Source organism: Terriglobia bacterium (assembly GCA_020073495.1).
Taxonomy (GTDB): domain Bacteria; phylum Acidobacteriota; class Terriglobia; order Terriglobales; family Acidobacteriaceae; genus JAIQFD01.
Window position 1 is genome coordinate 65,196 of record JAIQFD010000007.1, and the last position, 12,906, is coordinate 78,101.

Sequence of the window (12,906 nt, forward strand, 5' to 3'; positions counted from 1 at the left end):
CTGGACGATACTTGGTGGAATCGAGTCCTAAGGCTGATCGAGGGGGTTCACAGACAAACGGATCCTAGACCTCCCCCAGGAGCTGTCTGTTTGAGTCGCTTTACGCTGTCGTTGCGTCGTTTCACAGCGTCGGACAGTGCGATCAATATCGGGTTCGGGATCGCGCTGGCCATCCTCGTCGCTATTGGTGTGGGCGCACTTCTGTCCACCGACCACCTCGTGCAGAGCCAGCAATGGGTCACTCATACCCAGGAAGTCGTCGCCAACCTGGAAAACCTGCTTTCTGAACTGAACGACGCGGAAAGTGCCCGCCGCGGATTCATTCTGTTCGGGGGCGAGCGCGAGCTGGATCCCTACTATCTGGCGGTGCGGTCCATCCCTGAGAAGATCAAGGAGCTACAGGACCTTGCGGTGGACGATCCCCATCAGCAGCAGCGCTTGGCTTCTCTCGAACCCCTGGTCCGACGTCGGCTTGCGGTGCTGGCTGAATCCATCAACTTGAAACGGACGCGAAGGCCCAGCGCCAGCCGGCAGATCGAGCTCACCGACAAGGGCAGGCGGCTTACCAATCGGATCGCCGCCACCATCAAGAACATGGAAGACGAGGAGAACAAACTCCTGGATGAGCGGAGAGATGCGGCGCGCGCCAAGCATCGGCGGACCAACAGCGTGCTGTTTGTGAGTAGCCTGGCGAGCATTTCTCTCCTGATCGCTGTCTTCCTCATGCTGAATGTGGAGATCAGCCGCCGACGCCAGGGAGAGGAGCTGATGAGCGGTTTCTTCTCAGCTTCCCCGGTCGGCTTGACCATCCTGGACTTGGACCTGCGATATCAGCGCATCAATCAAACCATGGCGTCCATCAGCAATGTGCCCGCGCAGGAGCATATCGGAAAGACCGCTCAGGAGATCCTGCGGGAACTCACGCCGCAATTCGAAGCTCCTCTCATGGAGGTAATGGTCTCGCAGAAACCGGTGATGAACTGGGAGATCAGCGGCCCCAGGCCCGGCAGGCCGGAAGAGATCGGGTTCTGGGAGGCCGCCTTTTTCCCGGTGACGGACGGCAAGGGAAACATCCAGCAGCTTGGCGCGGTGGTCTTGGACGTGACCGAACGCACGCGAGCAGAGGAGTCTCTGCGCCGGCTCAGCGGTCGGCTGCTGAAATTGCAGGACGAGGAGAGACGGCGCATCGCCCGGGAGTTGCATGACAGCATCGGCCAGTCCATTGCCGCCATCAAGATGAATCTCGAGACCGTCGAAGGCCACACCGGCGCCACTGAGCCCAGCGTACGAAAGGTGCTGTCGCAAAGCCTGGCCCTTGCCGAGCAGTGCTCCAAGGATATGCGCACCATCTCGTATCTGCTGCATCCGCCACTGCTGGATGAGTTGGGCCTGGTCTCCGCCATCCGCTGGTTTGCCGACGGTTTTGCAGAGCGCAGCGGGATCCGCGTCGAACTGGATCTGCCCCCGGTTCTTGAGCGGCTGCCGCAGGATTCCGAGACCGCCCTGTTTCGCATCGTCCAGGAGAGCCTCACAAACATTCACCGGCACGCGGGCAGCCCGACGGCGACCGTGTCCCTCTACTCCGACGCAGAGTTTGTGACCCTGGAGGTCAAGGACGAGGGTCGCGGGATCCCGCCCGAGCTGCTTCATTCTTCTTTCAACGGGAAGAATTCGGTGTTCGGGGTCGGCATCAATGGGATGAAAGAGCGGATCAGGCAGCTGGGCGGGCAGTTGGACATCACGTCGAACGATCATGGGACCACCGTGCAGGCGATTCTTCCATCTGGAGGACAGTCATGAGCGTATACCGCATTCTGGTCGCAGATGATCACGAGGTTGTACGAAGCGGAGTGCGCGCCCTGATCCAGGCTCAGGCGCAGCTGGAGATCTGCGGCGAAGCCCAGGATGGGCGGGACGCGGTCGAGAAGGCCAGGGAACTGCATCCGGACCTGGTCATCCTCGATTTCGGCATGCCCATCCTGAATGGCCTGGATGCTGCGCGCCAGATCCTGCGGGAGAGACCCCACACCGAGGTTCTTATACTCACCATGCACGAGTCGGACCAGGTCATTCGCGAGGTCTTGGATGCCGGCGCTCGCGGTTATGTCCTGAAATCAGATGCTGGCCGGGACCTGGTTGCCGCCGTAAAGGCACTCCAGCAGAAGAAGACTTTCTTCACCTCCAAGGTCTCTCAGATGGTGCTGGACGGCTACCTCAAGGGGGGAGTGCGCCCAGCCGGAGGCAAGCCCGCCAATGACCGGCTGACACCCCGGGAGCGCGAGGTTGTGCAACTGCTGGCCGAGGGAAAAAGCACGAAAGAGGTTGCCGCCATCCTGGGGCTGAGCGTCAAGACTGCCGAGACGCATCGCAGCAACATCATGCGCAAACTCTCGCTGCACTCCGTCAGCGAGTTGGTTCGCTACGCCATCCGCAACAACATCATCGCCGCATGACAGGAGACGACTTTTTCCTCCTCGCGGGCCGATAGAGCCCGTCCAGAGGTTCCTCCAGCGACCTCCACATACAGCATCCCCCTCAGCCATCTAGGTGGTTCACTCGATAGCCTTGCTGGGCCGGTCAAAGGCAGACTTTCGCGTGTAGTTGCCCGACTCCGTGAGGAGGATCCGATTAGGGCGAAGGAGACCGTCATGTACGAAGAAAAGTATGAAAAGCCCGCGGCGCCTGGTGCGTCGTCGGCTGTTGTTCTCAACCGAGGTGGCAGCGCTGCCAAGGTCGCCATCACAATATTCGCTCTGCTCTACGTGATGGGTTCCGGCGCTTTGCTCTTGGACCAGCGTAGCCGGCTGGGTGAGATGGAGCAGAAGCAGGCAGAGACACAACAGAAGATAGATCAGCGCATTGTCGACCTGGAGTCCAAGATGAAATCCTCGGCCGACATGTTGAGCTCGGAGATGGATGCGACCCAGAAGCAGCTATCCGAGAAGGCCGTGGCGCTGCAGAAATCGCAGCGGGTTGCGGTGAAGAAGATGAACCATACCCAAGAGCAGATCAGCGCTGTCGCCTCAGAAGTCTCCGGCGTCAAGTCCGATGTCGATGTCACCAAGTCCGATGTTGCCGCCACCAAGACTGACCTGGAAGCCACCAAGACCAAGTTGGACAAGACCATCGGTGATCTTGGGGTCCAGAGCGGACTCATTGCCCACACCCGCGATGAACTCGATGTACTGAAACACAAGGGCGACCGCAACTACTTTGAGTTCACGCTGCTCAGAGGCAAATCGCCGACGCATGTTTCCAACGTCGGCTTGCAGCTGAAGAAGGCCGATCCGAAGCGAAGCCGCTTCACGCTCAACGTTCTGGCGGACGACCGGAGCATCGAGAAGAAAGATCGCAATGTCGCAGAGCCGCTCCAGTTTTATAGCGGGAAGGACCACCTGCTGTACGAGATCGTCGTGTTCACAGTGACGAAGGGCGAGGTAACCGGCTACCTCTCGACGCCCAAAGAAACGACACTGGCCGAAGCACAGTCCCGCTCGCGGTGATTTCAGCCGATCACTTCGCGGATTGGGGGGCAGCTCGCCGCCCCCCCGCCGCATGAGTGGCATTTGCCAGGCACGTTTGTGAGTGACTGGAAACGCAGGTCCAATGGGCGGGAAGGGTTTCTTTTCGGCAGGGTTCTGGCACCTCGTTTATCAACTAGAGTGTTTCGGGGCGGTCCAACGCACGGTCAATTAGGCTTGCCAATGCGGTTAAAAATCCCCAGGCACGATTTCGGCACACTGTTTGATGTCCAAGGGTCATAGGCCGTCGACCGACGGCTCCCTGCCGTTATTTTGGGCGATGGGGGTGGGGCCTATATCAACTCGCTCCCCTCGAACCCCACGGCCGACGAATGAACCATGTCCGTTTTGCATTTTGGACAAGCGCCCCGAAGTGCAGGGCCTTTGTAGCCACAAGTGCATTCAATGTAAAACTCGCGCCGGATAATCCAGTGGACTACGTTTTTTCTTTCTTCCACACAGATGTCCCTGGAACGTCGGGGACTCCTCTTCCCTCTTGCCCCTAAGGAATCGGCCAAGAATCCAATCTGGGCATTGCGGGTCTTGGGAAAGTGCGGCTCCCGCCGGACCTGAAGGATTAGTTTCGCCAGAGAAGGCACGAAGTGCACCCTTTGGATCTCGGAAACCTCCCTGAAGGCCGCCGTAACCTCCTCCGGTGTATTCGCCTGAAGTAAGGGTTCTCCCACGACCTTCCAGTGTTTTCCAAGCAGCATTCGATAGTGGTCGGCGTTATTTCGAACGCGGGAGCGGTGAATGCCCGGGCGTCCGGGGGGCCTCTTCGGCGAGAGGCTGTCAACCTCTTTTTTCGGTCCCGAAGTTACTTTTTTCCGATTTGCCATTTTTGCGTCAAGTTATCGCTTTCTGAGGACTCAATTTTACGTGAAGTACTGCATTAATTGCGCGCAATTATGCGGAAAGGCAATGTCCCCATTTCTTTGTTCATGGGCCGCCCAGACGGGAGGTTTCGCGAACTCGGGGTTACTATCAGACGTCGGATGCACCGATGTCTTTTCACGGTAAGAGCGAAGACTACTCGGCTCCTTATGCCAAGACCGTGGCCTTATATGCCCGTGTCAGCACCTTGGACCAGAACTGTGCTCCGCAGTTGGATGACCTGCGACGCTTTGCGACCCAGCGTTTTGGAAAGATGCATGAGTACGTCGATGTGGGCGTAAGCGGTGCCCAGCGTCGTCGCCCCCAACTCGACACTCTTATGCAGGATGCGCGCAAACGGCGCTTCGATGTGGTTCTGGTTTGGAAGTTCGATCGCTTCGCGCGGTCGGTGAAACACCTCGTGGACAGCCTCGACGACTTCCGAGCCCTGGGCATCGATTTCATCAGCTACACCGAAGGGGTCGATACCACCACCCCAAGTGGTCAACTCCTGTTTCATATCATGGGGGCAGTGGCGCAGTTTGAGAGGGACCTGATTGCAGAACGTGTACGCGCGGGCATAGCCCACGCCCGCGCCATCGGGAAGCGAATCGGAAGACCACGTGCCAGCATTGATGCTGAAAAGGTGATTGCGCTTCGCAGTGAGGGCAAGTCGCTCCGCAAGATTGCAAATGAGCTTGGCGTGCCCGTTTCGCGTGTGCGGCGGGCACTGGCTCCGAGCGAATCCACCCAACAGAAGCAGGCCCAGCTCGATGAGGTTTCGGGATGAAGACACCTCAACTGCTGACGACCAAACAGGCGGCTGAGATCCTGGCCGTTCCGGAGGGCACTCTTCGGTATTGGCGCAAGTCGGATGTTGGTCCTCGTTGGATCAAACTGGAGGGTACAGTGCGGTATGATCTTGCCGATGTACTTCAATACATCGAGAGAGGTCGTCGGACACCTTCCGTGCGGGCACACATGGAGGAAAACGATGTCTCTCTATAAACGAGGCCGAACCTGGCATTACGACTTTTCCATGGCGGGCGAAAGATACCGTGGGTCAACCAAAGAAACGGCTCTCTCCCGCGCACGGATAGTCGAAGCATTGCTGATGGCAGAAGCGAAGGAGCGTGGCAAGTCGTCAGTGCCTCGTCGTGCTCCTATCCTTTCTGAATTTGCAAATCGGTTTTTGACATGGGTTGATGGCAGCGACCTGGAACCGGGCTCGAAGCGTTACTACCGCTATGGGTGGGAAATGATCCAAGAGACTCAGGTTGCGGGAATGCATCTGGATAAAATCACCACAGATGAGACGAGCGAACTTCGTCTCGGTCACTCACCAGCAAATGCCAACAACGCGTTACGTACGTTACGGCGGATGCTTGGCAAAGCAGCAGAGTGGGGACTAATCCGAACTGCGCCCCGCATCACACTAATGAAGGAACACGGTCGGTCAACTCTGATTGACCGTGCAACGGAGACCAAGCTCCTGGCTGTCGCAGAACAACCCCTCAAGGACGTGCTGTTTATCCTTCTCGACACGGGAATGCGGCCCGCTGAGGTTTTCAGAATGCGGTGGGAACACGTGAGTTGGAACGAACGGATGATCTTTATTCCGTTCGGGAAAACAAGAAACTCCCGTCGTTTCGTTCCGATGAGCCAGCGTGTCTTGGATGCTTTGCTCTGCCGCGTCGCCGGCAAAACTGAGGGTTGGGTGCTCCCTTCATCACAATCGAAAACTGGACACATTGTGACGGTGGAAAAGCAGTTCCTAACCGCACGAAAGAAAGCGGGAATCAATCCCTCGGTGGTCCTTTACTCTGCTCGGCATAGCTTCGCCACACAAACCTTGGCTGCAACGGGCAATCTGGCGGCAGTTATGAAAGCATTCGGACACTCCGATGCTCGGACGACCATGATCTACCAACATCCAGGCATCGAGGAGATTCGCAGGGCAGTGGACCAAAAGAACTTGGCTGGAATGTCACAATTTGCGTCACAGTCAAAAACTGTGCAGTGACTAAGTTGTTGATTTGATTTGGTAGCGCTACCGGGAATCGAACCCGGGTTTGAAGATTGAGAATCTTCCGTCCTAACCCCTAGACGATAGCGCCACCGAGTGAAGACGCCATCGATTATACCAAAGATCATTTTCTGGCCAGCGCTGCCGCCGCGGCGCATCAAACCCCAGTAAAAACGCGGTTGTGCGTGCCTCTTGACAACCTTTCCCGAGAGGCGCAGAATCCCCTTTGTTAGCGAAGAAAAAGCGAAAGTCGGGCTGCGCTAAGACTGCCGCAAGGTCCGCTTTCCCTGGCCCCGCTCGTTGAACTTTCAGCTCGTCGATCTTCGTGGTCGAGGTGTCTTTATGGACTCCGCTGCCCTGCGCGTTGCGCCTATTTCCGAACCGGTTGCGTTGCGCCGTGCCGCAGTGCGCGAGGTAGCGGGAGTGGCCGCGGCTTCCGCGATGCAGCCCCGACCGCCCGCGGCCACCATCGCCACCGGGATCCCGCAGGTGGATGCGCTCACCCAGGGGCTGCCGCGGGGCGCGCTGACGGAGATTTTCGGGCCGGCATCGTCGGGGCGTACTTCCCTGATGCTCTCCGTCATGGCCCAGGTGACGGCGCGCGGCGAGGTCTGCGCGCTGATCGACGCAACCGACAACTTCGATCCCAAGTCGGCGCAGGCCGCGGGCGTGGACCTGAAGCGCGTGCTGTGGGTGCGGTGCGGGAAGAGACCACGGGGACACGGAGACACGAAGAAGAAGAACGGCTCATCGGGGGATCGGGTCATCGGGTCATTTCGGAATGACTCTGGGGTTGAGCACGCCTTGAAAACGGCGGATTCCCTGTTGCAGGCGGGCGGGTTCGGGCTGGTGGTGATCGACCTTGGGGAAGTGCCGCCCGGGACCGCGCGACGCGTACCGCTGACCTCGTGGTTCCGCTTCCGGCGCGCCGTGGAGCACACCCCTACGGCGCTGGTGGTGATCGAGGAAGAGCCGTTCGTGAAAAGTGCGGCGGCGCTGGTGCTGAAGCTGTCAGCCATCCGCCGTCAGTCCTCAGGAAGAAGTGATCTGCCCACCCATGCGCGATTGCTGCATGGAACAAAAATTTCTGTCGGAGTTGTCCGCTCCCCGATGCGCGAGCGAAAGCCGGTCCAGTCGGTCACGGCGGCATTCGAATCACGCGCAAGTTGGATCCGCTGATGGCTGACGGCTATGTTCGCGGCACTGTACATCCCGGACTTTCCCGTTGAGGCCATCGTGCGCGCGCAGCCAGAGCTGCGCGGATCTGCGGTCACGGTGGTCGAGGGCACGCCGCCCATGGAGATGGTGTGCGCACTGAACGATGCGGCTCGCGCGTTGGGCATCGAGATCGGGATGACGAAACTGCAGGCCCAGGCCCGGGACGAAAAGCTGGAACTGCGCAAGCGTTCGCCGGCGCAGGAAGCAGCCGCGCATGCCGCGCTGCTCGATTGCGCGCAGGCTTTCTCGCCGCGCGTGGAGGACACGGCGGCCGATACGGTCATCCTCGACCTTGCCGGACTCGCACAGCTCTTCGGATCCCCGGCGAAGATCGCGCATGACCTGGCGCGGCGCGCTTCGGAGATGGGCCTCGAGACGCACGTCGGTGTGGCCTCGAATCCCGATGCGGCCACGCACGCTGCGCAAGGATTTGCGGGCGTGACCGTCATCCCGCCAGGAAAAGAAGCGGAGCGCCTGGGTCCCCTGCCGATCGATGTCCTTGCGCCTGCGCCGGAACTGTTCGACACGCTCGACCGCTGGGGCGTACGCAACCTGCGCGCGCTGGGCGCGCTGCCCGAAGTCGCGGTCACTGAGCGCCTGGGACAGGAAGGGCTTCGGCTGCAACGGCTGGCACGCGGCGCGACCACGCGCGACCTGGCGCCGTGCGAGCCGCCGTTGCGTTTCGAAGAGATGCTGGAACTGGAGTATCCGGTGGACCTGCTGGAGCCGCTGGCGTTCGCTCTGGGGCGTCTGCTGGAACAGTTGTGCGCGCGGCTGGGAGCACGGGCCCTGGCCACGAATGAACTCCGGCTAGCGATGGAACTCGCCCCAGGTCCGCCGATGACCCGATTCGAGCGCACGCTGCGGCTGCCGGTGCCGATGCTCGACAGCAAGGTCTTCCTCAAGCTGCTGCAACTCGATCTGAAGTCGCATCCGCCGGGCGCGCCGGTGGCGAAGGTGACGCTGGCGGCGGAGCCGGTGCGTCCGCGCTTTGCGCAGGGCGGACTTTTTCTCCCGTTGGCCCCGGAGCCGGAACGGCTGGAACTCACCCTGGCGCGGATCTCTGGCGTCGTCGGCGAAGGGAATGTCGGGGCGGCGGAGCTGCTGGACACACACCGGCCGGACGCTTTCCGCATGCTCAAATTCATGGTTGCGCCCTGCAAAGAAGCACCTGACACCCAGCGGCTGAAGCCGCTGGGTGTCAAAAGCGGGGAGACGATGCTCGCACTCCGCGTATTCCGTCCCCCGCTGGCGATCAGCGTGGATGTTTGCTCGGGGAAGCCGGCGCGCGTGAGGTCGGAGCGGGTGCACGGTGAAGTGGTGTCGGCTTCGGGACCTTGGCGGATCTCGGGCGAGTGGTGGAAAAACAACGGCGACCACAGAGGCCAAGAGAAAACCCTTGCACCACGGATCCACACGGATGAACACGGATCGGGAAGGAAGAACGGGTGGGCAAGGGAGGAGTGGGATATCGCCGTTGTGGCCTCGCGCACGGGCAGCGCTGCGGTCGGCCTGTACCGGATCTACTGCGATGAGAACGGGGTCTGGTTCGCGCACGGGGAGTACGACTGATGTACGTGGAACTTCACGCCCGATCCGCCTTCAGCTTCCTCGAGGGCTCTTCCCTGCCCGAGGAACTGGCGGCGCGATGCGCCGAACTGGGCATGCCGGCGATGGCGGTGCTCGACCGCAACGGTGTGTACGGCGCGCCGAGGTTTCATCTCGCGGCGAAGAGAGCCGGCGTGCAGGCGCATATCGGATCGGAGATCGGCACGCGTTTGCATGGCTCCAGCATCCCTTTCCTCGTCGTGAGTCGCGAGGGATACCAGAACCTCTGCCGGTTGATCACGCGCATGAAGATGCGCGTGCCGAAACACGCCAAGCCGGGAGAGTGCGCGGCCTCGCTGGAGGAAGTCGAACCATACGCGAAGGGACTCATTTGCCTGACCGGGGGCGACGATGGACCGCTGGGCATGTCGCTGCAGGAAGGCGGGCGCGAGGAAGCGCGGCGCGCTGTCGAGCGCCTGGTGGCGATCTTTGGACGAGAGAACGTGTATGTCGAGCTGCAGCGTCACTTCCGGCGTGAGGAAGAATCGCGCAACGAGGCGGCGGTGGAGATCGCGCGCTCGCTCTCGCTGCCCATCCTCGCAGCCAACGGTGTCGCCTACGCCGTCCCGCAAGAACGAGAGCTGCTCGATGTCTTTACCTGCATCAAGAACCATCGCACGCTGGACACGGCGGGGCGGCTGCTGGAGCGCAACTCTGAGCGGCACCTGAAGACAGCGCGGCAGATGGCCGAACTGTTTGCCGACCTGCCCGACGCGATCGCCAATACCTGTGCGCTGTCGTCGCGGCTCAGCTTCACGCTGGCCGACCTTGGCTACGAGTTCCCGAAGTATCCGGTGCCCGAAGGCGAAACCATGATGTCGTTCCTGCGCAAGCGGACGGCGGAGGGCGCACAGGAGCGCTACGGCCGCGCCGCGCCCGGGCTACGCGCGCGCGCCAGGCGGCAGATCGAACGTGAACTGGCGTTGATCGAGAAGCTCAACCTCGCGGGATATTTCCTCATCGTATGGGAGATCGTGCGCTTCTGCCGCGAGCAGCACATCCTGGTGCAGGGGCGGGGCTCGGCGGCGAACTCCGCGGTCTGCTACTCGCTGGGCATCACCGCCGTGGACCCGGTCGGCATGGATCTGCTGTTCGAGCGATTCCTGTCGGAAGAGCGCGGCGAGTGGCCCGACATCGACCTCGACCTGCCCTCGGGCGGGCAGCGCGAGCGCGTCATCCAGTACGTGTACCAGCGCTACGGCAAATTGGGTGCGGCGATGACGGCGAACGTCATCACCTACCGCGGGCGCTCGGCGGCACGCGAGATCGGCAAGTCGCTGGGCTTCGATCGCGAGACCCTCGACCGCCTCTCCCAGCTCGTGGGTGGCTGGGAGTACCGCGATCCCTCGGACACTCTCGCCCGCCAGTTCACTGACGCCGGCTTCGACCTCTCGCACCCCCGCATCGGAAAGTTCTTCGAGTTGTGCCAGGCGGTGCAGGACCTGCCGCGCCACCTGGGGCAGCATTCCGGCGGCATGGTGATCTGCCAGGGGCAGCTCGATTCGGTGGTGCCGCTCGAGCCCGCGTCCATGCCCGGCCGCGTGGTGGTGCAGTGGGACAAGGAAGACTGCGCCGACATGGGGATCATCAAGGTGGACCTGCTGGGGCTGGGAATGATGGCGGTGCTCGAAGACACCATCCAGATCGCGCGCGAGGCGCAGGGCGAAGAGCTCGACCTGGCGCATCTTCCGCCGGACGATCCCGAGGTATACGCCGCGCTCCAGAAGGCGGACACGGTGGGCATGTTCCAGATCGAGAGCCGGGCGCAGATGTCGTGCCTGCCGCGGCTGCGGCCGCAGCGCTTCTACGACATCGTGGTGCAGGTGGCGATCATCCGGCCGGGACCGATCGTGGGCCAGATGGTGAATCCGTATTTGAACCGAAGGCAGGGACGCGAGCCGGTTGTGTATCCGCACCCGTCGCTGGAGCCGGTGCTGGCGCGCACGCTGGGCGTGCCGCTTTTCCAGGAACAATTGCTGCGCATGGCCATGATCGCCGCCGGATTCTCGGGCGGCGAAGCGGAGGAGTTGCGCCGTGCCTTCGGCTTCAAGCGCTCGGAGGCGCGCATGCGCGACATCGAGGTCAAGTTGCGCCTGGGCATGACGCGCAACGGCATCGCCCCGGCCGCGCAGGAGGAGATCATCAAGTCCATCACCTCGTTCGCGCTTTACGGCTTCCCCGAATCGCACGCCGCCAGCTTCGCGCTGCTGGCTTACGCCAGCGCCTGGCTGAAGACGCACTACCTGGCTGCGTTCACCGCCGCCCTGCTCAACAATCAGACAATGGGCTTTTATCACGCCTCCACGGTGGTGAAGGACGCGCAGCGGCACGGGCTGAAGTTCAAGGCGATCGATGTCTTGAGGTCGGGGTGGATGTGCAGGCTGGAAGAGGTCGTCGGTCGTCAGTCTTCGGTCGTCGGCAAAAAATTCGCTGTGCGCCTTGGCCTGCGATATGTGAAGGGATTAAGAGAGGAAGCAGCGCGGGCGATCGTGGAAAGAAGAAAGATGCGGCCATTCACCTCTATCGACGAACTGGCCCGCCGCGTGCCGGAGCTGCGTAAGGCGGAGTTGCAGATGCTGGCGGAGGTGGGAGCACTGAACTCAGTTTCTAGTTCCTCGTTTCTCGTTTCTAGAACAAACCCGGCGAGTGAAATCGCTGCTGTCGAGAAACTAGAAACTAGAAACCAGAAACTTCATCGAAGGGACGCTCTCTGGCAGGTCGAGCGCGCGACGCGCCCGGCCGGTCCGCTGCTGGATGAAGTCCATGAGCAAGATGCGCCCGCTCCCTTAAAGAAGATGACTGCCGAGGAGAGGCTGGTGGCGGATTTCCGCGGCACGGGGCTGACTGTCGGACCGCATCCCATGGCCTACCGGCGCGCGGAGATGAACGCGCTTGGAGTGCGCCCGGCCGTCGAATTGCCGCGTATCCCCAACGGCCGGCGGGTGCGCACGGCGGGATGCGTCATCGCGCGCCAGCGTCCCGGAACGGCGCACGGATTCGTATTCCTCAGCCTGGAAGATGAGACCGGCATCTCCAACGTGATCATCACTCCCGACCTGTTCGAGCAAAACCGCGTGCTGCTGGTCGGCGAGAAGTTCCTGCTGGCAGAGGGCGTGCTGCAAAACCTGGATAACGTGATCTCGGTAAAGGCCGACCGGGTGCTGCCGCTCAGCGTGACGGCAGCGGAAACCAGCTCGCACGATTTCCACTGAGACGCAAAGCAGATGCATCGCATCGTAAAAATCCCATGAAAAGTATTGCGGGCCGTGCATCTTCCACAGCATTTCGTTCTACAATCGGAGGTCAATGACCCAAAGCCATCATGTACAGGAGTGAGTAGAACGATGCCAAAAGCTACCAGCGGGAAAAACGGCGGCAAGGGCAACAGGAAACCCACCACCGAAAGCACGGCCCGGCGGCCGGTCGCGGTGTTTGCCTCCGCGGCCAGGTCGGACGGAAGTCTGGAAGAGCGGATCCGCCAGCGCGCCTATGAGCTGTACGAGCAGGAAGGGCGGCAGGAAGGCAGAGACCAGGAATACTGGTTCCGCGCCGAAGCCGAGATCCTGGGACGCCGTAGCGCCTAAAGGCCCTTGAGCGCCAGCGGCTCCCGCGGCCACGACGCGTCAAGCTGCGGACCGTGGGGGAGAGTTTGTGCCGTCA

At 61.3% G+C, this 12,906-nt stretch carries 10 protein-coding genes and 1 tRNA gene; 10 read left to right on the forward strand and 1 reads right to left on the reverse strand.

What is annotated here, in order from left to right; translation table 11 throughout:
• The first annotated feature begins 90 nt into the window (after nucleotides 1-90).
• From LAN37_15775 to LAN37_15800, 6 genes are all read left to right on the forward strand, one after another.
• A complete protein-coding gene (locus LAN37_15775; protein MBZ5648669.1) occupies nucleotides 91-1,800 on the forward strand; it encodes a CHASE3 domain-containing protein in 1,710 nt (569 codons plus the stop codon).
• Nucleotides 1,797-2,453, forward strand: a complete 657-nt coding sequence (locus LAN37_15780) for a response regulator transcription factor (GenBank protein MBZ5648670.1) — start codon at nucleotides 1,797-1,799, stop codon at nucleotides 2,451-2,453. The genes LAN37_15775 and LAN37_15780 overlap by 4 nt, the downstream gene beginning before the upstream one ends.
• Before the next feature lie 195 nt (nucleotides 2,454-2,648).
• On the forward strand, nucleotides 2,649-3,503 hold the full coding sequence (locus LAN37_15785) for a hypothetical protein (GenBank protein MBZ5648671.1): 855 nt from the start codon (nucleotides 2,649-2,651) through the stop codon (nucleotides 3,501-3,503).
• Between the two features lie 1,021 nt (nucleotides 3,504-4,524).
• On the forward strand, nucleotides 4,525-5,184 hold the full coding sequence (locus tag LAN37_15790) for a recombinase family protein (protein ID MBZ5648672.1): 660 nt from the start codon (nucleotides 4,525-4,527) through the stop codon (nucleotides 5,182-5,184).
• Complete coding sequence (locus LAN37_15795; GenBank protein MBZ5648673.1) at nucleotides 5,181-5,402, forward strand: helix-turn-helix domain-containing protein; 222 nt, start codon at nucleotides 5,181-5,183, stop codon at nucleotides 5,400-5,402. Before LAN37_15790 ends, LAN37_15795 begins: the two co-directional genes overlap by 4 nt.
• Nucleotides 5,389-6,417, forward strand: coding sequence for a site-specific integrase (locus LAN37_15800; protein ID MBZ5648674.1), 1,029 nt, complete (start codon nucleotides 5,389-5,391; stop codon nucleotides 6,415-6,417). The genes LAN37_15795 and LAN37_15800 overlap by 14 nt, the downstream gene beginning before the upstream one ends.
• 19 nt (nucleotides 6,418-6,436) lie before the next feature.
• Here the strand turns inward: LAN37_15800 and LAN37_15805 are convergent.
• Nucleotides 6,437-6,511, reverse strand: a tRNA-Glu gene (locus LAN37_15805).
• Nucleotides 6,512-6,762: 251 nt separating this feature from the next.
• Here LAN37_15805 and LAN37_15810 point away from each other — a divergent pair.
• From LAN37_15810 to LAN37_15825, 4 genes are all read left to right on the forward strand, one after another.
• The gene (locus LAN37_15810) at nucleotides 6,763-7,599 is read left to right on the forward strand and encodes a DNA recombination/repair protein RecA (protein MBZ5648675.1); all 837 of its coding nucleotides are present in this window, start codon (nucleotides 6,763-6,765) and stop codon (nucleotides 7,597-7,599) included.
• Nucleotides 7,600-7,611: 12 nt separating this feature from the next.
• The gene (locus LAN37_15815; protein ID MBZ5648676.1) at nucleotides 7,612-9,210 is read left to right on the forward strand and encodes a DNA polymerase Y family protein; all 1,599 of its coding nucleotides are present in this window, start codon (nucleotides 7,612-7,614) and stop codon (nucleotides 9,208-9,210) included.
• Nucleotides 9,210-12,458, forward strand: coding sequence for an error-prone DNA polymerase (locus tag LAN37_15820; GenBank protein ID MBZ5648677.1), 3,249 nt, complete (start codon nucleotides 9,210-9,212; stop codon nucleotides 12,456-12,458). Before LAN37_15815 ends, LAN37_15820 begins: the two co-directional genes overlap by 1 nt.
• A gap of 132 nt (nucleotides 12,459-12,590) precedes the next feature.
• Nucleotides 12,591-12,830 carry a DUF2934 domain-containing protein gene (locus LAN37_15825; protein ID MBZ5648678.1) on the forward strand — a complete coding sequence of 80 codons (240 nt, stop codon included), beginning with the start codon at nucleotides 12,591-12,593 and terminating at the stop codon, nucleotides 12,828-12,830.
• Nucleotides 12,831-12,906: the final 76 nt, after the last annotated feature.

Bases quoted from the DNA above. Each gene is read 5' to 3' on its own strand.
- LAN37_15785 (MBZ5648671.1), top strand. From the start codon at position 2,649: ATGTACGAAGAAAAGTATGAAAAGCCCGCGGCGCCTGGTGCGTCGTCG.
- LAN37_15800 (MBZ5648674.1), top strand. From the start codon at position 5,389: ATGTCTCTCTATAAACGAGGCCGAACCTGGCATTACGACTTTTCCATG.
- LAN37_15790 (MBZ5648672.1), top strand. From the start codon at position 4,525: ATGTCTTTTCACGGTAAGAGCGAAGACTACTCGGCTCCTTATGCCAAG.
- LAN37_15815 (MBZ5648676.1), top strand. From the start codon at position 7,612: ATGTTCGCGGCACTGTACATCCCGGACTTTCCCGTTGAGGCCATCGTG.
- LAN37_15820 (MBZ5648677.1), top strand. From the start codon at position 9,210: ATGTACGTGGAACTTCACGCCCGATCCGCCTTCAGCTTCCTCGAGGGC.
- LAN37_15795 (MBZ5648673.1), top strand. From the start codon at position 5,181: ATGAAGACACCTCAACTGCTGACGACCAAACAGGCGGCTGAGATCCTG.
- LAN37_15780 (MBZ5648670.1), top strand. From the start codon at position 1,797: ATGAGCGTATACCGCATTCTGGTCGCAGATGATCACGAGGTTGTACGA.
- LAN37_15810 (MBZ5648675.1), top strand. From the start codon at position 6,763: ATGGACTCCGCTGCCCTGCGCGTTGCGCCTATTTCCGAACCGGTTGCG.
- LAN37_15825 (MBZ5648678.1), top strand. From the start codon at position 12,591: ATGCCAAAAGCTACCAGCGGGAAAAACGGCGGCAAGGGCAACAGGAAA.